The 19,937-nt window shown below is 73.0% G+C and carries 19 protein-coding genes; 13 read left to right on the top strand and 6 right to left on the bottom strand.

Annotated features, from left to right (window positions below; all coding sequences use genetic code 11):
• Nucleotides 1–17: 17 nt before the first annotated feature.
• The 5 genes from H488_RS21300 to H488_RS35905 all read right to left on the bottom strand — a co-directional run bounded on the left by H488_RS21300 (nt 18) and on the right by H488_RS35905 (nt 3,984).
• Nucleotides 18–770, bottom strand: a complete 753-nt coding sequence (locus H488_RS21300; RefSeq protein WP_017832108.1) for a PIG-L deacetylase family protein — start codon at nt 768–770, stop codon at nt 18–20.
• 101 nt (nt 771–871) lie between these two features.
• Nucleotides 872–1,417 (bottom strand): signal peptidase I, encoded by a 546-nt coding sequence (locus H488_RS35910; RefSeq protein WP_441295094.1) that lies wholly within the window; start codon nt 1,415–1,417, stop codon nt 872–874.
• Nucleotides 1,418–1,701: 284 nt separating this feature from the next.
• Nucleotides 1,702–2,682, bottom strand: a complete 981-nt coding sequence (locus H488_RS21295; RefSeq protein WP_017832106.1) for a hypothetical protein — start codon at nt 2,680–2,682, stop codon at nt 1,702–1,704.
• 22 nt (nt 2,683–2,704) lie between these two features.
• Nucleotides 2,705–3,292, bottom strand: a complete 588-nt coding sequence (locus H488_RS21290; protein ID WP_017832105.1) for a hypothetical protein — start codon at nt 3,290–3,292, stop codon at nt 2,705–2,707.
• A gap of 101 nt (nt 3,293–3,393) precedes the next feature.
• A complete protein-coding gene (locus H488_RS35905) occupies nt 3,394–3,984 on the bottom strand; it encodes an alternate-type signal peptide domain-containing protein (protein ID WP_017832104.1) in 591 nt (196 codons plus the stop codon).
• Nucleotides 3,985–4,381: 397 nt separating this feature from the next.
• Between H488_RS35905 and fdhD the strand changes: the two genes are divergently transcribed.
• The 10 genes from fdhD to H488_RS21235 all read left to right on the top strand — a co-directional run bounded on the left by fdhD (nt 4,382) and on the right by H488_RS21235 (nt 15,742).
• Nucleotides 4,382–5,239, top strand: a complete 858-nt coding sequence (fdhD, locus tag H488_RS21280; RefSeq protein WP_031282292.1) for a formate dehydrogenase accessory sulfurtransferase FdhD — start codon at nt 4,382–4,384, stop codon at nt 5,237–5,239.
• A 40-nt stretch (nt 5,240–5,279) separates the two neighbouring features.
• On the top strand, nt 5,280–6,014 hold the full coding sequence (locus H488_RS21275; RefSeq protein WP_017832102.1) for a glutamine amidotransferase: 735 nt from the start codon (nt 5,280–5,282) through the stop codon (nt 6,012–6,014).
• 173 nt (nt 6,015–6,187) lie between these two features.
• Nucleotides 6,188–7,504 (top strand): ABC transporter substrate-binding protein, encoded by a 1,317-nt coding sequence (locus H488_RS21270; protein WP_017832101.1) that lies wholly within the window; start codon nt 6,188–6,190, stop codon nt 7,502–7,504.
• A 64-nt stretch (nt 7,505–7,568) separates the two neighbouring features.
• Nucleotides 7,569–8,690, top strand: a complete 1,122-nt coding sequence (locus H488_RS21265; RefSeq protein ID WP_017832100.1) for a carbohydrate ABC transporter permease — start codon at nt 7,569–7,571, stop codon at nt 8,688–8,690.
• Nucleotides 8,687–9,583, top strand: coding sequence for a carbohydrate ABC transporter permease (locus H488_RS21260; protein ID WP_017832099.1), 897 nt, complete (start codon nt 8,687–8,689; stop codon nt 9,581–9,583). Before H488_RS21265 ends, H488_RS21260 begins: the two co-directional genes overlap by 4 nt.
• The gene (locus tag H488_RS21255) at nt 9,583–11,037 is read left to right on the top strand and encodes a GH1 family beta-glucosidase (protein WP_017832098.1); all 1,455 of its coding nucleotides are present in this window, start codon (nt 9,583–9,585) and stop codon (nt 11,035–11,037) included. Before H488_RS21260 ends, H488_RS21255 begins: the two co-directional genes overlap by 1 nt.
• A gap of 41 nt (nt 11,038–11,078) precedes the next feature.
• Nucleotides 11,079–12,098, top strand: coding sequence for a LacI family DNA-binding transcriptional regulator (locus tag H488_RS21250; RefSeq protein ID WP_017832097.1), 1,020 nt, complete (start codon nt 11,079–11,081; stop codon nt 12,096–12,098).
• A gap of 73 nt (nt 12,099–12,171) precedes the next feature.
• Nucleotides 12,172–13,233, top strand: coding sequence for a Gfo/Idh/MocA family protein (locus tag H488_RS21245; protein ID WP_043738391.1), 1,062 nt, complete (start codon nt 12,172–12,174; stop codon nt 13,231–13,233).
• A gap of 76 nt (nt 13,234–13,309) precedes the next feature.
• On the top strand, nt 13,310–14,413 hold the full coding sequence (locus H488_RS21240; RefSeq protein ID WP_017832095.1) for a CPBP family intramembrane glutamic endopeptidase: 1,104 nt from the start codon (nt 13,310–13,312) through the stop codon (nt 14,411–14,413).
• A 9-nt stretch (nt 14,414–14,422) separates the two neighbouring features.
• Nucleotides 14,423–15,742 (top strand): M18 family aminopeptidase, encoded by a 1,320-nt coding sequence (locus tag H488_RS21235; RefSeq protein WP_017832094.1) that lies wholly within the window; start codon nt 14,423–14,425, stop codon nt 15,740–15,742.
• Between the two features lie 136 nt (nt 15,743–15,878).
• On the opposite strand, the gene H488_RS21230 is transcribed toward H488_RS21235, so the two are convergent.
• Nucleotides 15,879–17,336 carry a glyceraldehyde-3-phosphate dehydrogenase gene (locus tag H488_RS21230; protein ID WP_017832093.1) on the bottom strand — a complete coding sequence of 486 codons (1,458 nt, stop codon included), beginning with the start codon at nt 17,334–17,336 and terminating at the stop codon, nt 15,879–15,881.
• Between the two features lie 210 nt (nt 17,337–17,546).
• Between H488_RS21230 and H488_RS21225 the strand changes: the two genes are divergently transcribed.
• Genes H488_RS21225 through H488_RS21215 form a run of 3 tightly spaced genes read left to right on the top strand, consistent with a single transcriptional unit; the run spans nt 17,547 to nt 19,935 of the window.
• Nucleotides 17,547–18,476, top strand: coding sequence for a carbohydrate kinase family protein (locus H488_RS21225; RefSeq protein WP_017832092.1), 930 nt, complete (start codon nt 17,547–17,549; stop codon nt 18,474–18,476).
• Between the two features lie 47 nt (nt 18,477–18,523).
• Nucleotides 18,524–19,042, top strand: coding sequence for a YbhB/YbcL family Raf kinase inhibitor-like protein (locus H488_RS21220; RefSeq protein WP_017832091.1), 519 nt, complete (start codon nt 18,524–18,526; stop codon nt 19,040–19,042).
• A gap of 14 nt (nt 19,043–19,056) precedes the next feature.
• Complete coding sequence (locus H488_RS21215) at nt 19,057–19,935, top strand: HAD family hydrolase (protein WP_237740402.1); 879 nt, start codon at nt 19,057–19,059, stop codon at nt 19,933–19,935.
• The last annotated feature ends 2 nt before the right edge of the window (nt 19,936–19,937 follow it).

Here is a 19,937-nt window from a genome sequence, read left to right as displayed (position 1 = left end):
CGCCGGCGGAGCCGGGCTCAGTCCTCCGTGCCGCCCCACCGCAGGGGGAGCACCTCGAAGGAGCTCGCGAGCGGCACCCCGAGCCGCTCGCCCACGGCGGCGGCGTTGCCCCGCAGGAAGGCGTCCGGGTCGAAGTCGGTCCAGCCCAGGCCCTCGAGGTAGGCGCCGTGCGCGCGCAGGGACTCCACGCCGGCGTCGAAGGTCTCCGTGACGTCCGCCGCGTGCCGGGAGTCGGGCGAGGCCGCCGCCCATACCGCCAGCACGTCGGGCCACGGCTGCAGGCCCGCCTCGACCTGCTCCGGGAAGACCCACCGGTTGCCGGCGTCCCGCACGGCGTCCAGGGTGGCCCGGCCCGTGGCGATGTGGTCGGCCTGGTTCAGGTTGGTGGCGCCGTCCCAGGTGTCGCGGAAGTTGTTGGTGATGACCACGTCCGGGCGGTGCCGGCGGACCACCTCCGCGATCCGGCGCCGCAGCGCCACCCCGTACTCGAGCACCCCGTCCGGCAGGTGCAGGAACTCCACCTGCTCCACGCCCACGACCCGGCAGGACTCCCGCTGCTCCGCCTCCCGCAGCGGACCGCACTGCTGCGGCTCGAGGCCGTCGATGCCGGCCTCGCCGCTGGTGACGAGGCAGTACACCACGTCCTTGCCCTGTCCGGTCCAGCGGGCCACGGCCGCGGCGGCGCCGAACTCCATGTCGTCCGGGTGCGCCACCACCACCAGGGCGCGCTGCCAGTTCTCGTCGACGTGCGTGAGCGGGGTCTCGGTCATGGTCCCCATCATGGCCCCGCCGCCGGGGACCGGCAACGGCGGCTCGCCCGGCGTCGACGGTCCGGCAGGCCGCCCCGGCCCCCGGGCGAGCGCTGCGCCGCTCAGCGGCCGGCGGCGGCGGGCACCAGCGGCAGCGCCTCCGTCGGGGCCTCCGCCGGGGACGTCTGCTCCCCGGCCGGGAACTGCTCCGCCACGCCGCCGGCGCCGTGGTCCCGCTCCGCGTCCCTGTCCGCCTCCGCGCTCTCGTCCGTGGGTCGGGCGCGGTCCCGGACGGCGCCCACGAGCTGCCACAGCGCGTAGCCGAACAGCGCCGCGGCGACCAGCACGATCCCGCTGCGCTTCTGCTCCGCGTCCAGGAGGGTGGCGGCGTAGCCGGCCCAGGGCACGTGGTACTTCACCAGGCCGCGCAGCTGGGTGGCGGTGACCGGCTCCGCGTCCGGGGCGGCGTTGGCGTCGCCCTGCGTCGTGAAGCTGCGCCGCCCCTCTCCGTCCACCGCGACGCCCACGATCCGGTGGGTCACGAGGGTCGGGTCGTCCGGACGGGGCATGAACGTCACGACGTCCCCGGTGCTCAGTCCCGCGGCGTCGTCCTCGCCCTCGAGCGGGGCGACCACGACCTGGCTGCCGGTCGGGACGGTCGGCTCCATCGAGCCGGANACGATCCGGTGGGTCACGAGGGTCGGGTCGTCCGGACGGGGCATGAACGTCACGACGTCCCCGGTGCTCAGTCCCGCGGCGTCGTCCTCGCCCTCGAGCGGGGCGACCACGACCTGGCTGCCGGTCGGGACGGTCGGCTCCATCGAGCCGGAGAGCACCGTCAGGGGCACCCAGCCGAGCGCGAGCGGGAGGACGACGACGGCGAGCAGCAGCGCGGCCACCGCGGCCAGGGCGAGCACGAGCAGCGGGTGGAGGGTCTTGCGGAGCACGGTGGTCATGACGGGAGTCCTTCACAGTTCATCTTGCCGCTTCCGCCGGGCGTCTTGAGCTTCCACGCGTAGGCGCTGTCCGCGTGGGACGCGGGCCCCGTGGCGAACACTGCCCGCACGAGGGTCTCGTAGTCCTGGCTGGGCCGGTTGTCCGATGAGGCCGGCAGCTCGGAGACGGCCACGTGAACCGTCCGTGCCGCTCCGCCCGAGACGGTCTTCACCCGAGTGGGCGCCGCCGTGGTGCCCAGCGGGCGCATCCAGATCTCCCATGCGGTGACGGCCGGAGCATCGGCGCCACCGGACCAGGTCCACCGGAGCAGCGCGGCTGGCCCGTCAACGCTGCACTGTCCCGCCGCCGGGCGGGGAGGAGCGGTCGTCGGCTGCTCCTCGGCCGGCATCTTCAGGACGAGCGGCACTGTCCACGGGCGGGTCGCGGGCCAGGCACCCTCCTCGAGCGAGGCGGCCTCCACCTGCGTCACGACCCGCAGTTCCTGCTCGTTCAGCGCACGCAGCGCGGCGACCGGAACGGCCTCGGTCGAGACGGTCAGGCACAGCCCGGCAGGCCGGTCGTGCTCCAGGGACGCCCGCGTCCCGCCGTCGACGCGGGCCGGGGCGGATCCTCCGGGTGCGGTGGCGGTCCACTCGGCCGGCGCCGCGCCGTCGTCGCAGGCCGCGCCGGTGCGGTACGCGAAGCGCATGCCCGCCGGCGCGGCCACGGACCGCCCGGCGGAGTCCACCAGGGAGACCTGCACCGGCCGGTACCGGACGTCGAAGCCGGACGTGCTGGTCAGGGTCGCGGCGCCTCCGGCGCCCTCGACCGCGGCGATCTCGAAGCCGATCCGGCCCGTGGTCATGGTGGGCACCTCGGCGAGGGCGGTGGCGGACCAGCGGGCGTGGGTCCCGCCGTTCGGGGTCGTGAGCACGATGACGGCGAGCAGGACGAGGACGCCGAGCACGTAGGCCGTGGGAGTGCGGTACTGGCTCATGGGAGCTCCTGGGGGAGGGGGGTCAGTGCTGGGTGAGGGCGACCGTGAGCGGGCCCGGCGTGACGGTCGTGCCCTGGGCGGCGGGGTCCGGGGACACCTCGTAGGAGACGGTGACGTCGTAGACCGCGCCGTCGTGGGCCGAGGTCACCGTCCAGGAGGACGGCCCGGGCTGCGGCGGCGCGCCGGAGACCGGCACGAGCTCGACGCGGGGGACGACCGCGCCGCCGGCCGGCACGCCGGGATCGACCGTGAGGGTCGCGGCGAGGTTCGCGCCCTCGACGTCGAGGACCGCGCGGGTCGTGACGACGACCGTGTCGCCGGGGGCCAGCGCGGACAGGGCGTCCGCCGCTCCGGTGAGGTCGGTGGTTCCGCGCCGGAGGGCACCGGTCGTGGGATCGACGTCGGTGCGGTGGAGGGTCGCCCGCGCGGGCTCCAGCGCCACGTCGAGGGTGCCGGTGCTGACGGCCTGCGTCTCGAGCGGTGCCGTGTCGGACCACCGGGCGGCCGTTCCGAGGCTGTTGCCCAGCAGGGTCAGCGCCAGGAGCGCGGCCGCGGCGGCGGCGAGGGCGCGGCCGGCGGTCGAGGGGCGGGAGCGGGGAGTGCGCGTCATGGGGGCCTCTGGGGGTGAGACGGAGCGAGACGGGGGCGGGGCACCCCGGTGCGACATCGTCGCTACACCGGGGTGCCGTGGGGCCGGTCGGCCCCGGGTCGTCACTGCTGGGCGAGGACGAGCTTGGTGCCGCTCAGCGACTTGGACACGTTCTCGCCGTCGCTGCCGGTGGTCATGTCCGCCTTCCAGGTGAACGTGGCGACGGCCGTCACGGTGTCCCCGTTGTCGTCCTTGGTGACCGGGAACGAGTTCTGGGCCGACTTCTCGTCGCTGGCCAGCGTCACGTCGTAGGACACGTAGCCGGCCTTCTCGAGCGCGTCGATCTCCTGCTGCAGCTGTGCGGGGAGCTGCAGCTCGAGGGACCCCTTCAGGTTGGCGCCCACCGCGATCACCGTGGTGGAGGCGTGGAGCTGGACGGTGTCGCCGGGGACGATCTTGTAGACGGCCGGGTTGATGCCCTTCCCGGCGCCATCCGTCCAGGACACCGTGGTGTTCTTCATCGAGAGCTCACCGGCCGTGATGCTGTCGGCGGAAGCAATGGCCTGCTCCTCGGACCACTTGGCGAAGGTCCCGCCGCCGGCGGCGAGGAGGCCGACGGCCACGGCGCCGGCCAGGACGGCCTTGCCGGCGCGCCGGTTCCGGCCGGCCTTCGCGGTGGACTCGGACAGGGGGGTCTGCGCTGCAGTGTTCATGGTTCCGCCTTCGAGCGAGAGAGGGGTGAGAGGAGAGGTCGCGCGGGATCGGTGCGCGTGTGGTGCCGGGCATCCGGTGGGGTGTCCGCGGAGGCGGCGTGCACCCGGTCCCCCCGGATCACGGGGGACGGGGTGCCCGCTGCGACGGCCGCGCCTCGGCGCGCCGGCCCGTGGAACCGCAGTGGATCGCCCGGGGGATCCGCCGGCAGCCCTGCCGCCGAATTCCCTTGACACGTCAACTCTAGACAAAAGTCTATGAATAAGAACAGAACATGCCTGTCCCCACTTCGCCCGACGTTACTGCTCGGTAATGCCGCCGCTTCGGCCCCCGCGGGCCGCGCCCATAGGATGCCGGGGGAGGGCTCCCACCCGGTGGAGCCGGGACCGGAGGACCGCCATGACCCGAGCTTCCCAGCGGCGCCGCGTGCACCGGTACACCGCCGACGGCGGCGGGACCGGACGCGCGGACACCCTGGCCGGTGAGGAGCCCCTGGAGATCCGGCTCGACGGCAGGCCGTTCACCGTCACGATGCGCACCCCGGATCACGACTTCGACCTCGTGGCCGGGTTCCTCGTCTCCGAGGGCGTGGTGCGCGCGCCGGCCGAGATCGTGCAGATGGACTACCGCAGCGGCGTCGGCCCGGACGGGCAGCGGACCTACAACGTGGTGGAGGTGCGGCTCGCGCCGGGGGTCGCCCTGCCGGACACCTCCATGGAGCGGCACGTCTACACGTCGTCGTCGTGCGGGGTCTGCGGCACGGCGTCCATCGAGGCCGTCACCAAGGTCTCCTCGTTCGACCCCGCCGCGGACCGGACCGGGCTCCCCGTGCCCGCGCTGCTCGCCCTGCCGGACCGGCTGCGCACCGGGCAGAAGCTGTTCGCCACGACCGGCGGCGTCCACGCCGCGGGGCTCTTCCGCTTCCCGGACGGCCCCGACGGCGACGGTGCCGGCGAGCCCGAGCTGCTGTGCGTGCGCGAGGACGTGGGGCGGCACAACGCCGTGGACAAGGTGGTGGGCTGGGCCCTGCGCGAGAATCTCCTGCCTCTGGGCTCCACCGTGCTCCAGGTCTCGGGCCGCGCCTCGTTCGAGCTGGTGCAGAAGGCGTACATGGCCGGCGTCCCGGCGCTCGCGGCCGTCTCGGCGCCCTCGGCACTCGCCGTGGACCTCGCGGAGCAGACGGGGGTCACCCTGCTCGGCTTCAGCCGCGGCACCTCCTTCAACGCCTATGCGCACCGGGAGCGCCTGGTCCCCTGAGCGGGCGGGGGAGCGCCCCGCCGCTGGCTACGATGGGGTCATGAAGCCCTTCCTGCTGCTCGCCACCCGCGCCGAGGACGACGTCGCGGACGAGGAGTACGAGACCATCTGCCGCTTCAGCGGCCTGCAGGAGAGCCACCTCCACCGGGTCCGGCTGGAGGCGGGGCCCATGCCGCCGATCGACCTCGAGCGCTACTCCGGGGTCGTCATCGGCGGGTCCCCGTTCAACTCCTCCGACCCGCCGCAGCTGAAGTCGGAGGTGCAGCGGCGGGCCGAGTCCGAGATGCGGGACCTGCTCGACGAGGTGGTCGCCCGGGACTTCCCGTTCCTCGGCGCCTGCTACGGCGTCGGCACCCTGGGCACGCACCAGGGTGGGATCGTGGACCGCACCCGCGGCGAGGAGATCGGCGTCATCGAGGTCACCCTGACCGAGGAGGGGCTGCGGGACCCGCTGCTCCGGGAGTTCCCGCCGGCGTTCCACGGGTTCGTGGGGCACAAGGAGGGCACGCGCACCCTGGCGCCCGCAGCCGTCCTGCTCGCGACCGGCGCGGACTGCCCCGTCCAGATGTTCCGGATCAAGCAGAACCTCTACGCGACCCAGTTCCATCCCGAGCTCGACGCCCCCGCCCTGCTCCGCCGGATCGAGGCGTACAAGGAGCACGGGTACTTCCCGCCGGCCGAGGCCGAGGACGTCAAGGACCGGATTCGCACGGGGCCGCCCGTGACCGAGCCCGAGAGGATCCTCGCCGCCTTCGTGGACCGCTACGCCCGCTGACGCGTCGCGGACGGGCCCGTCCCGTCCTCGCCGCACGACGCGGAGCGACTTCTCCGAGATCTGAGAGAGCGCTCTCTTGACGGTGTGAGCCACGGCACATACAGTCGAGGCACAGCGGAGAGAGCGCTCTCTCAAGAGCAGCTCCTCTCCAGCCCTTCACATAAGGAGTGACCGTGGGACACACGCGACTCAAGCGAACGACAGCCCTGGCGGGTGCGGCGGCACTGGCAGCCGTCGCCACGGGGTGCGGCGGGGGCGGAGGCGAGCCGGCCAGCGCCGACAACCCCGTCGAACTCACCGTCACCACCTTCGGGACCTTCGGCTACGACGACCTCTACGGCGAGTACGAGGAGCTGAACCCGGGCGTGACCATCAAGGCCACGAACATCGACCGCGGCTCGAACGCGCGCACGGACGCCTTCACCAAGATCGCCGCCGGGTCCGGGCTCAGCGACGTCACCGCCATCGAGGAGGGCTGGCTCGGCTCGATCATGGAGGTCTCCGACCAGTTCGTGGACCTCAACGAGCACGGCGCGGCCGACATCAAGGACAACTGGGTGCCGTGGAAGTTCGAGCAGGGGACCGACCCGGAGGGCCGCGTCATCGGGTACGGCACCGACATCGGCCCCCAGGGCCTCTGCTACAACGGAAAGCTCTTCGAGGAGGCCGGTCTGCCCAGCGACCGCGAGGAGGTCGCGGAGCTCTTCGGCGGCGACGACGCCACCTGGGAGACCTACTTCGAGCTCGGCCGCGAGTACCAGGAGACCACGGGCAAGGCCTGGTACGACCAGTCCGGCTTCGTGTGGAACTCGATGGTCAACCAGCTCGACGAGGGCTACTACACCGCCGACGGCGAGCTGAACGTGGAGGGCAACGAGCAGCTGCGCGAGCGCTTCGACCTGCTCGCCGCGGGCACGCTGGACGGCCTCTCCGCCAACCAGACCCAGTTCGACTGGGGCAACGGCCAGGCCTTCGTGGACGGCTCCTTCGCGACCTTCGTCTGCCCCGGCTGGATGCTCGGCACCATCGAGGGCCAGCTCGAGTCCGCCGGCGGCGGCGAGGGCAGCGGGTGGGACTTCGCCGACGTCTTCCCGGGCGGCGCCTCCAACTGGGGCGGCGCGTTCCTCTCCGTCCCGGAGACCTCCGAGCACCCGGAGGAGGCGGCGAAGCTCGCGGCCTGGCTCACCGCGCCCGAGCAGCAGGTCAAGCAGTCGGCCAAGGCGAACAACTTCCCCAGCACCATCGAGGCCCAGGAGAAGCTGGTCGAGGACGCCGAACCGAACCCCGTGTTCAACGACGCACCCACCGGGGTGATCCTCGCGTCCCGCGCCGAGGGGGTCGTCGCCCAGTTCAAGGGCCCGCACGACTCCGTGATCCAGGAGAACGTCTTCCTGCCGCCGCTGAAGCGCCTCGACGCCGGGACCGCCACGGCCGACGAGGCCTGGGACGAGGCCCTCGCGCTTCTCGACGACCTGGTCGTCAACAACTAGCAGGACCCGGCCACGGGGCCTCCGGAATCCGCCGGAGGCCCCCTCACGGAAGCGCGAGACCCTCATGACCACGACAGCCCACCGCCCCGCCGCCGCGGCGCCCGCCGCGCCGGCGCCGAGTCCGCCCAGGCCGACCCGCAGACAGCGGCTCATCGTCCTGGACCTGAAAGCCTCCCCCTACCTGTACATCGCGCCCTTCTTCGTCCTCTTCGGAGTGGTGGGGCTCTTCCCGCTCGGGTACACGTTCTTCGTCTCGCTCTTCGACTGGCACCTGCTCACCGGCCGGGGCGAGTTCGTGGGGCTGGGCAACTTCACCGAGGTGCTGCGGGACCGGTTCTTCTGGAACTCGCTGTTCAACACGGTGAGCATCTTCCTGCTCTCGAGCATCCCGCAGCTGGCGGCCGCGGTGCTGATCGCGGCGGTCCTGGACCAGAACCTGCGCGCCAGGACGCTGTGGCAGATGAGCGTGCTGCTGCCCTACGTGGTCACCCCGGTGGCCGTGGCCATGATCTTCACGAACATGTTCGGCGAGCAGTACGGGCTCATCAACAACATCCTCGGCAGCTTCGGGGTCGACCCGATCCTGTGGAAGAACGAGACGCTGCCCAGCCACATCGCCATCGCCGCCATGGTCAACTGGCGCTGGACCGGCTACAACGCGCTGATCCTGCTCGCGGCGATGCAGGCGGTGCCCCGTGACCTGTACGACGCCGGCGCGATCGACGGCGCGGGCCCTCTCCGCCGGTTCTTCAGCATCACCCTGCCGAGCATCCGTCCCACGATGGTGTTCGTGGTCATCACGACCACCATCGGCGGCCTCCAGATCTTCACGGAGCCGAGGCTCTTCGACCCCGTGGCCGCGGGCGGCACGCAGCGCCAGTTCCAGACCACGGTCCTCTACCTCTGGGAGATGGCCTTCCAGCGGCAGAACTTCGGCAAGGCCGCGACCATCGCCTGGCTGCTCTTCCTCCTCATCCTGCTCTTCGGCCTGGTCAACTACCTGGTCTCGCGCCGCATCGCGACGGCGTCCGACGGGGGGAGGCCGCCGCGCAGGACCGGGCGCGGGGCCGGTCGGCGGCGGAGGCCGCGTGCGGTGGACGCCGTCGTCCCCGACGCGGCGGCGAACACCGGCACCGGCGCGCCACGGGCGGCCGCAGCACCGACGACCACGAGGAGGACACGATGACCGTCACCGGCGCACCCACGAGGACCAGGACGCGGCGGCCGCGGGCGGTGCCCGTGCGCCGGCGGATCTTCGGGGACGGGCACCGCCCCGGCTTCCTCACCTACGGCCTGCTGTCCGCGTTCTTCCTGGCCAGCGCCTATCCGCTGTGGTGGTCGGTGATCATCGGCAGCCGCTCCAACGAGGCCCTCGGGCGCACCTGGCCGCCGCTGCTGCCGGGCGGCAACTTCTGGACGAACGTGGGCGAGGTCTTCGACACCATCCCCTTCTGGCTGGCCCTCGGCAACAGCGTGCTCATCTCGGGGATCATCACCGTCTCGGTGGTCACGTTCTCCACCCTCGCCGGGTACGCGTTCGCCAAGCTGCGGTTCAAGGGGCGCGACGGCCTCATGGTCGCGGTCGTCGCGACCATGGCCATCCCCACGCAGCTCGGCATCATCCCGCTCTTCATGCTCATGCGCGAGCTCGGCTGGACCGGCGAGATCGGGGCGGTCGTCGTGCCCACCCTCGTCACGGCGTTCGGCGTGTTCTTCATGCGCCAGTACCTCGTGGACGTCATCCCCGACGAGCTCATCGAGTCGGCCCGGATGGACGGGGCGTCGATGATCTCCACCTTCTGGCACGTCGCGCTCCCCGCGGCCCGCCCGGCCATGGCCATCCTCGGCCTGTTCACCTTCATGACGGCGTGGACCGACTTCCTGTGGCCGCTGCTCGTCCTCGACGCGAGCAACCCCACCCTGCAGACGGCGCTGAGCCAGCTGCAGTCGGCCCGCTACGTGGACTACTCGATCGTCCTCGCCGGCGCCGTCATGGCCACGCTTCCCCTCCTGGCGCTCTTCGCCGTCGCGGGCAGACAACTCATTTCCGGAATCATGCAAGGAGCAGTGAAGGGCTAATGCCGAACAACGCAGAAGACGCAGCCGTGCACCACCGCAGCTGGCCCGAGGGCTTCCTCTGGGGCTCGGCCACCGCCGCGGCCCAGGTGGAGGGCGCCGGGCACGAGGGCGGCAAGGAGGACTCCGTCTGGGACGCCTTCGCCCGTCTGCCGGGCGCCGTGGCCAACGGCGACACCCTGGAGGACGCCGTGCAGCACTACCACCGGATGCCCGAGGACGTGCGGATCATGAAGGAGCTCGGGCTCGGCTCCTACCGCTTCTCCACGAGCTGGGCGCGGGTGCGTCCCGGTGACCGGGCCCCGAACCCCGAGGGCCTGGACTTCTACTCCCGCCTGGTCGACGAGCTGCTCGAGGCCGGCATCCTGCCCTGGCTGACCCTGTACCACTGGGACCTGCCGCAGGCGCTCGAGGAGAAGGGCGGGTGGGCCCACCGGGACACCGCGCACCGTTTCCTCGAGTACGCCGACGACGTGCACTCGGTGCTCGGCGACCGGGTGCGGCACTGGACCACGTTCAACGAGCCCTTCTGCTCGTCGCTGCTCGGCTACGCGGCCGGGGTCCACGCGCCCGGCCGGCAGGACCCCCGGGCCGCCGTCGCCGCCGTGCACCACCAGCACCTGGCCCACGGCCTCGCGGTCGAGCACCTGCGGTCCCGCGGTGCCGAGCACCTGGGCATCACCCTCAACCTCAGCAACTCGATCCCCCGAGACCCCTCGGACCCGGTGGACCTCGACGCGGCCCGGCGGTTCGACTCCCTGCAGAACCGCCTCTTCCTGGACCCCATCCTGCGCGGCGCGTACCCCGAGGACACCCTCGCGGACCTGGACCGGTTCGGCCTCCGCGATCTCGTCCGGGACGGTGACCTCGCGACCATCGGGGCGCCCCTCGACTTCCTCGGCGTGAACCACTACCACGACGACCTCATCAGCGGGCACCCGGAGTCCTCCGGCGGCGACGGCCACTCCGGCGGCGCCAGCCGCCCCACGTCCTCGTGCTGGATCGGCTCCGAGGACATCGCGTTCCCGAGCCGCGGCCTGCCGCGCACGGCGATGGACTGGGAGGTGAACCCGGACGGGCTGCGGAAGCTCCTGGTGCGCCTGGGCGAGGAGTACCCCGCGCTCCCGCCCCTGTACGTCACCGAGAACGGCGCCGCCTACGACGACGTCGTCAGCGACGACGGCGCCGTCCACGACACGGAGCGCACCGAGTTCGTCCTCGGCCACATCGCGGCCGTGGGGGAGGCCATCGACCAGGGCGCGGACGTCCGCGGCTACTTCGTGTGGTCGCTGCTGGACAACTTCGAGTGGTCGTGGGGCTACGGCAAGCGCTTCGGCGTGGTCCGGGTGGACTACGGGACGTTCGAGCGCACGGTCAAGGACAGCGGTCGCGCCTACGCCGGGGTCATCGCCGCCGCCGCGGACCGCACGCCGGTGGCCCCGTCCACGGGCGCCTAGCATTGATGCCAGCCCACCCGCCGAGAGCACCGGAGATGATCATGACGCAGCGCGCAGGCGGCCCCCGGCCCGTGCCGACGCTCGAGATGGTGGCCGCGCTGGCCGGGGTCTCGCGGGCGACCGTGTCCCGGGTGGTGAACGACTCGCCCAGCGTCGACCCCGAGCTGGCGCAGTCGGTGCGGAAGGCCATCGAGGCCCTCGACTACACCCCGAACCGGGCGGCGCGTTCGCTGGCGAAGCGACGGGCCAACTCGGTCGCCCTGATCATCCCGGAGTCCACGTCCAAGGTGTTCGCGGACCCGTTCTTCACGACCGTGGTCCAGGGCATCGCGATGTACCTGACGGACACCGACTTCACCCTGAACATGGTCATCGCGTCCGAGGCGAAGCCCGAGAAGACCCGCAGCTTCCTGCTCGGCGGCAACGTGGACGGTGCCCTGGTGGTCTCGCACCACAGCGGCGACCACTCGTGGACCCACCTCTCGGGGTCGCTGCCCATGGTGTTCGCGGGTCGCCCGCTCGTCGGCGCTGAGGACGCCTACTACGTGGAGGTCGAGAACGAGGCTGCCGCCTGCAGCGCCACCCGGCTGCTCACCGCGAGCGGGCGGCGGAGCATCGCGACCATCGCCGGGCCGCAGGACATGCCCCCGGGCATCGACCGGCTGGCGGGCTGGCGGACCGCGGTGCGGGAGGCCGGGCTGGACGAGCAGCTGGTGGAGGTGGGCGACTTCACGCTCGCCTCGGGGGCCCGGGCCATGCAGCGGCTGCTGGACCGCGGCCGGCCGGTCGACGCCGTGTTCGCCGCGAACGACCAGATGGCGGCCGGGGCGTACACCGTGATCCAGGGCCGCGGCCTGCGCATCCCGGAGGACATCGCCGTGGTGGGCTTCGACGACGACTCCTTCGCGACGTCGGTGACCCCCGCGCTGACCACGGTGAACCACCCGATCGTCGAGCTCGGCCGGAAGATGGCCGAGACCCTCGTCGACATGATCGAGGGCCGGCCGACGGACCGGGTGACCATCATGTCGACCTCGCTCGTGCTCCGGGACTCCGTCTAGTCCTTCCCGCCCCGAGCCGGGCGACGCCCCGGCGCCGTCGTCGGCGTCCCCGGATCCTCCCCGAAAGGCCACCATGCCCCCTCCAGCCCTCCCCGCCCCGGTGACGGGCGACGACCCCGCGACGGCGACCGGCCGTCCCGTGCACTGGGGCGTCGTCGCCACCGGGTCGATCGCCGGCCGCGTGGTCGAGGACCTGGCGCTGCTCGACGACGCCGTGCTCTCGGCCGTCAGCTCCCGCTCCCGGTCCTCCGCCGAGGCGTTCGCCGAGCGCTTCGGCGCGGCCCGGAGCCACCACGACCACGACGGCACCACCGGCTGGGAGCGCCTCGTCGCGGACCCCGCCGTGGAGGTCGTCTACGTCGCCACGCCCCACGCCCAGCACCACGCGGTGGCCCGCGCGGCCCTCGAGGCCGGCAAGCACGTGCTCTGCGAGAAGCCGCTGACCATGAACGCCCGGGAGGCGGGGGAGCTGCGGGAGCTCGCCCGGGCGCGCGGGCTGTTCCTCATGGAGGCGGTGTGGACGCGCTTCCTGCCGAGCTTCGGGCGCGCCCTCGACATCGTCCGCTCCGGCGAGATCGGCCGGGTCCGCTGGCTCCAGGCGGACCTCGGCGCCCCGGTGCCGTACGACCCCGGGTCCCGGCTCTGGGATCCCGCGGCGGGCGGAGGGGCCCTGCTGGACCTCGCCGTGTACCCGCTCACCTGGGCGCTCGCGGCGCTCGGCGCACCGGCCGGCCTCACGGCCCACGGCGTCCTCCACGAGGACGGCGTGGACCTGCACAACGGCCTGACCCTCACCTGGGCGGACGGCGCGCACGCCCACCTCACCACGTCCATCGAGACGGACTGCCCGGGCACGGTGACCATCAGCGGGACGGACGGCTGGCTGCGCACCGGGGCGCCCCTCTACCACCCCGGTGAGCTCGTGGTCCGGTCCGGGGGAGCCGCGCCGCGGACCGAGCGCTTCCGGGCCGCCGGGCACGGCTTCGCCCACGAGCTGCGGGAGGTGACCCGGTGCCTCCAGGCCGGCCTGACCGAGAGCCCGCGCATGCCGCTCGCGGACACCGTGCTGGTGCTGGAGCTGCTCGACGACGCGCGCCGGCAGATGGGCCTGCGCTACCGCAGCGACCTGCCCTGACCGGCGGGCGCCACGACGGGGCGCCCCCGAACTGTCGCGTGTCCGGAAGGGACCGGCTGCGGATACCGTGGGAGGCATGACCACGCGCGCCGCCCCCTGGAGGCAGGGATCCCTCGACGACGACCCCTCGGGCCCCGGGCCCCGGCTCCTGCCGTACCACCGGCTCGGCCACGCCGACCCCGACCACCGGTGGTGGAAGCCGCTCGTGGAGCTGCTGCTCTTCGGCGCCTTCTACGGGGTGCTGGCCATCGTGTTCGGCATCGTGTGGGCCGTGGGGCTCGTGGCCGTGCGCGGCGAGGAGGCCCTGGACGAGGTCTTCCTCGGGGGCACGGAGCTGGACATGATGGACCCGGCGATCTTCTTCATGCTGTTCTTCTCCCTGGTCCTCATGATCCCGGCGCTCCTCGCGGCCCGGGCCATCACGGGCCCCCGCCCCCTCGGGCTGCTGCTGTCCGTGACGGGACGGCTGCGCTGGGGCCTCCTCGGCCGGTGCCTCCTCGTGGCCCTTGCCGTCTACGCGGTGGGCCAGGCGGCCGCCCTCCTCGTGGAGTACGCGCTGCTCGGCTCGCTGACCGCCCCGCAGCCGGTGGAGGGCTTCTGGTGGCTGATCGCCATGATCGTGCTGGTGGTCCCGCTGCAGTGCGCGGCGGAGGAGCTCGTCTTCCGGGGCTACCTGCTGCAGACCGTGGGACGGTGGCTGCGCCGGCCCGTGTTCGCGATCCTGCTGCCGGTGCCCCTGTTCACGTTCGGGCACCTGTACGACGCCTGGGGGCTGCTGGCGGTCGCGGTCATGGCGGTCGTCGCCGGCTGGCTGACCTGGCGCACCGGCGGGCTCGAGGCGGCGATCGCCCTGCACGTGGTCAACAACGTCATCGCCACGCTCTTCGGCGCGCTCGGCCTGGCCGACCCGGACGCCGAGGAGTCGTCCTGGGTGGCCCTCGCCCTCTCGGCGGGCCTGCAGCTGCTCTTCGCGTGGCTCGTGGTCCGCGGCGCGCGCCGGCGCGGCGTGGAGGTGACCCGGACCGTGCACCCGCCGCGGCCGGCCCTCCTCCTCGCGGCCGGCCCCGGACCCGGTGGGGAGGGCCGTGGGCCCGGAGCCTGGGTGTGCCCCGGCCCGCCCGCCTGTCCCGGTCACTGGGCGGGACAGGCGCCCGGACGCGCGCCCCAGCACCTTTCGTAGACTGACGGCATGGAACCCCGCACCGCAGTCGACCCCCGGTCCGCCGTCGAGGACCTCGGCCGCTACGTGATGGAGTCGCCGAGCTCCTTCCACGCCGCGCACGCCGCCGCCGCCCGGCTGGAGGAGGCGGGCTTCGTCCGCCTCGACGAGACGGAGGACTGGGCCCGGACCGGCGTCCGCGGGCGGCGCTACGTGCTCCGCGACGGGGCTGTCATCGCGTGGGCCACCCCGGCGGAGGTCCCCCCCGCGGCGGGGTTCCGGATCCTCGGTGCGCACACCGACTCGCCGGGCTTCAAGCTCAAGCCGAGGCCCACCACCACGGCCCACACCTGGCACCAGGCCGGGGTCGAGACCTACGGCGGGGCGCTGCTGAACTCGTGGCTGGACCGCGAGCTGCGCCTGGCGGGCCGGCTCGTGGTCCGCGGGACGGACGGCGCCCCGGTGGAGCACCTGACCGCCACCGGCCCCGTGGCCCGCATCCCGCAGCTCGCCATCCACCTGGACCGCGAGGCCAACAAGGGCCTGCAGCTCGACCGCCAGCAGCACGTGCAGCCGATCTGGGGAGTGGGGCAGCCGGAGGACGCGGACGTCCTCGCGCTGCTGGCCGAGCACGCGGACGGCGGGCCCGTGGACCCGGCCCGCATCGTCGGCTACGACGTGGTGCTGGCGGACGCCCAGCCCCCCGCCGTGTTCGGGCAGGGCGGTACGCTGTTCGCCTCCGGGCGGCTGGACAACCTGTCCTCCGTGCACGCCGGGCTGAGCGCGCTCGCCCGCGAGGCCGAGGCGGTCGAGCAGGGCCGGCACATCGCGGTGCTCGCCGCGTTCGACCACGAGGAGATCGGCTCCCGCACCCGCTCCGGCGCCGCGGGACCGTTCCTCGAGGACGTGCTGGTGCGCATCGGTGAGGGCCTGGGCCGCTCCGCCGCCGAGCACCGGCGCTCCCTGGCCGGGTCCGTGTGCCTGTCCGCCGACGCCGGGCACCTGGTGCACCCCAACTACCAGGGCCACCACGACCCCGTGAACCGGCCGGTGCCGGGGGCGGGGCCGCTGCTGAAGATCAATGCGGACCAGCACTACGCCACGGACGCCGTGGGCGCCGGGATCTGGGCCGAGGCCTGCGCGCGCGCCGGTGTGGGCTACCAGGAGTTCGTCTCCAACAACCGGGTGCCGTGCGGGTCCACCATCGGGCCCATCACCGCGGCCCGGCTGGGGGTGCGCACGATCGACGTCGGCATCGGCCTGCTGTCGATGCACTCGGCCCGGGAGCTGTGCCACGTGGACGACGTCGCCGCCCTCGGGGCGGTCGCGGGGGCCTTCTACACCGCCTGACCCGCCGCGCCGCCGTTCGAGGGGCGCCGTCTGCTCGACCTGCTGCGCGGGGGGTCGCCACTGAACGGTGCGAGTCGGTCGTTCCGTTCGGTGGCGACCCCTCGGCGCGGACGGTCCGCTGCCGGTGAGGGGCGGCTCAGCCGGGGATCGACGCCGTGCCGACCGCGACCCGCTCGGCCGGGAACTGCGGCATCGCGATGTCGGCCATCCGGGCGAGCACCCGCACGACCTGGCAGGAGTAGCCGAACTCGTTGTCGTACCAGACGTAGAGCACCAGCGAGCTGCCGTTGACGATCGTCGCGAGACCGTCGACGACGCCCGCGCGGCGGGAGCCCACGAAGTCGGTGGACACGATCTCGGGGGAGTCGGTGTAGTCGATCTGCTTGCGCAGGGACGAGTTCAGCGAGATGTCCTTCAGGTACTGGTTGACCGCGTCCTCGGACTCCGGGGCCTGCTCGAGCTGCAGGTTGAGGATGGCCATGGACACGTCCGGGGTGGGGACGCGGATCGCGTTGCCCGTCAGCTTGCCGGCCATCTCCGGCAGGGCCTTGGCCACGGCCTTCGCGGCGCCGGTCTCGGTGATGACCATGTTGAGGGCGGCGGAGCGGCCCCGGCGGTCGCCCTTGTGCCAGTTGTCGATGAGGTTCTGGTCGTTGGTGTAGGAGTGGACCGTCTCCACGTGGCCCTGCGCGATGCCGTACTTGTCGTGCAGGACCTTCACGACCGGGGTGATCGCGTTGGTGGTGCAGGACGCGGCGGACAGGATGGTGTCCTCCGGGGTGATGACGTCGTCGTTGACCCCGCACACGATGTTCTTCAGGTCGCCCTTGCCCGGTGCGGTGAGCAGCACCTTGGCCACGCCCTTGGCCTGCAGGTGCTTCGAGAGCCCGGCCTCGTCGCGCCACACGCCCGTGTTGTCCACGACGATCGCGTTGTCGATCCCGTAGGCGGTGTAGTCGATCTCGGTGGGGTCGTTCGCGTAGATGAACTTGATGGCCACCCCGTTGGCCGTGATGACGTCGTTCTCCTCGTCGACGTGGATGGTCCCGTCGAACTTCCCGTGCACCGAGTCGCGGCGCAGGAGGGAGGCGCGCTTGACGAGGTCGTTGCCCGGCTTCTTGCGCACCACGACGGCGCGCAGGTTCAGGCCGGTGCCGTCGTTGCGGTTGATGAGGATGCGGGCGAGCAGGCGGCCGATGCGGCCGAACCCGTAGAGCACCACGTCCTGGGACTCCGGGGAGTTCTGGGCCCTGCGGTCCACCACGGGGGCGAGCTCCTCGCGCAGGAACGACTCGAGGTCCTGGTCCGACTCCTGGGCGAGCCGGTTGAGCTTGCCGAGGTCCACCGCGCAGGTGCCGAGGTTCAGCCCGGACATGGCCTCGAGCAGGCGGGTCGTGTCCTCGAGGGGCAGCTCCTCGCCGTCGATCCGGCGGGCGAAGCGGTGCGCCTTGATGATCTGGGTGACGGACTTGTGCACCAGGGAGCGGCCGTAGACCGTCGGCACGACCTTGTTCTCACGGTGCAGGCGCCCGACCAGGGGGACGATGCCCTCGGCGAGCGACTCGCGGTCGGCCCAGCTTTCAGGAGTGCTCAAGAATGACTCTCTTCCTCGGCCGGGGACGTCATCGTGTCCGGCCGTGACGTGCCGCGCCTCGTTGCGCGGTCGGGTGCGCGCCGCTGCGGTTCGCGCAGGACGCCGCCCTCCATTCTAGGGGCACCGGGGGCGGGAAGGGCTCCCGTTACGGGCCCGGCGGGCCGGTCCGGTGCCGGGGGCGGCGGGGCCGGCGGGTGCTACCGTGAGAGCATGCTGACGGTCATCGGTGAGGCGCTCGTGGACGTGGTCTCGAAGCGCGGCCAGGAGCCCCGCGCGCACGCCGGGGGAAGCCCCATGAACGTGGCCGTGGGCCTGGCCCGGCTCGGCCACGAGGTCCAGTTCCTCGGCCGCTACGGCGAGGACGAGTACGGCACGCAGGTCGAGGCGCACCTGCGGGACAACGGCGTGCTCCTGCCCTTCGACGCCGACACGCGGCCCACCTCCGTGGCCGAGGCCGTCATCGGGGAGGACGGCGCCGCGACCTACGACTTCCAGCTCGACTGGTCCCTGGACCTCTCGGACGAGCAGCTGGCCGAGCTGCTCCGGGACACCTCCCTGCTGCACGTCGGATCGATCGGGGCGATGCTCGAGCCCGGCGCCTCGAGGGTCCTGCACGCCGTGGAGCAGGCCCACCGCTCGGCCCTGATCTCCTACGACCCCAACTGCCGGCCGTCCATCATCCCGGACTCCTCGGACGCCCGGGCCCGGGCCGAGCAGCTCGTGGCCCTCGCCGACGTCGTGAAGGCCTCGGACGAGGACCTCCTGTGGCTGTACCCCCACCGCAGCGTCGAGGAGAGCGCGGGCGCCTGGCTCAAGGCCGGCGCGGAGCTCGTCGTCGTCACCCGCGGGCCCCTGGGGCCCTGGGCCCGCACCCGCGCCACCGGGCCGCGCGGGGTGGAGGTGCCCGCCGCCCGCACCACGGTCGTGGACACCGTGGGGGCCGGGGACTCCTTCATGGCCGCGCTGCTCGGCTGGCTCACCGACCACGGCTACACGGGCGCGCCGGCCCGCGAGCGGATCGACAACCTGGACGAGCAGCAGGTCGGCGAGCTGCTGCGCTACGCCGCCGCGGCGGCCGGCGTCACGGTCTCCCGCGCCGGCGCGGACCTGCCCCGCAAGGACGAGCTGCCCGCGCCCTGACCCGTCCCGCCCCGACCCCCACCCGGTCCCGTCCCGAAGGAGAGCCCGTGCCCGAGCGCGATCCGTACGCCGACCTGCCCGACCTGCCGAGCTTCACCCTCACCTCCGAGGACATCTCCGACGGCGGCCCGCTCGCCCCGGCCCAGCTCTCGGGCATCATGGGCGCCGGCGGCCAGGACGTGTCCCCGCAGCTGAGCTGGTCCGGGGCCCCGGAGGGCACGAAGAGCTACGTGGTCACGGTCTTCGACCCGGACGCCCCCACCCCCAGCGGCTTCTGGCACTGGTGCCTGTCCAACATCCCCGCCGACGTCACCTCCCTCGCGCGCGGCGCGGCGTCCGACCCTCCGGCCGGGGCGGTCAAGCACCGCAACGACGGCGGCACCGACGAGTACGTGGGCGCCGCCCCGCCCCCCGGCCACGGGCCGCACCGCTACATCGTGTGCGTGACCGCCGTGGGCGAGGAGCAGATCGAGGTCGACGAGAGCGCCAGCCCCGCCGTCGTCAACTTCCAGCTCTTCAGCTCCGGGATCGCCCGCGCCTGCCTCACCGGGACGCACGAGGCCTAGGTGGCAGTACACCCGTGAGCCCTGATCCGGAGGTCCCCGGGACGGCGCCGATCCGGATGATCGCCAGCGACCTCGACGGCACCGTCCTGGGGCACGACTTCCGCTTCCGCCCGCGCACCGTCGACGCGATCCGCGCCGCCCAGGACAGCGGCATCCACGTGGTGTTCGTGACGGGCCGGCCCATGCGCTGGCTCGACCCGCTGCGCGAGCAGCTCGGCCACGAGGGCGTGGTCATCTGCTCGAACGGGGCGGTGGTCTACGACCTCAGCGCCGACCTGGTCGTGGAGTCGAGCCTGTTCCCGGCCCGGGACGCCTTCGCGGTCATGGACGAGGTCGCGGCCCGGCACCCCGGCACGCTGTTCGCGGCGGAGACCCTCGAGGGGGTCTTCACGGACCACGGGTGGGCCAGGACCGACCGGATGGAGGTCGGCGCCCCCCTGGTCGGGGCGCTGCGGGACCGGCTGCCGGAGGACCAGGGGCTGGTGAAGTTCCTGGCCAAGCTGGACACCGCCGAGCCGCAGGAGTACTTCCGGGCGCTCGCCGAGCTCGTGGCCGGCCGGCTGTCCGTGACGCACTCCGTGGCGGCGGCCCCGCTCGTGGAGATGGGGCAGAAGGGGCTCACCAAGGCGCGCACCCTCGAGCAGTACGCGGCCGAGCGCGGCATCCGCCCGCACGAGGTGATGGCCTTCGGCGACATGCCCAACGACCTCGAGATGCTCACGTGGGCCGCCCACGGCTACGCCATGGCGAGCGGGCACCCCGCGGTCGCGCGGGCCGTGGGCCGCACGGCCCCGCCGTTCGAGGAGGACGGGGTGGCCCAGGTGATCGAGGCCCTGCTGAGCGGCGGCCGACCTGGCGCGTCATGGGCGGGACAATCCGCTACCACGGGGTAACA

This window comes from Kocuria sp. UCD-OTCP, assembly GCF_000349605.1.
Classification (GTDB): Bacteria; Actinomycetota; Actinomycetes; order Actinomycetales; family Micrococcaceae; genus Kocuria; species Kocuria rosea.
This window is presented reverse-complemented; position numbering and strand designations above follow the sequence as displayed.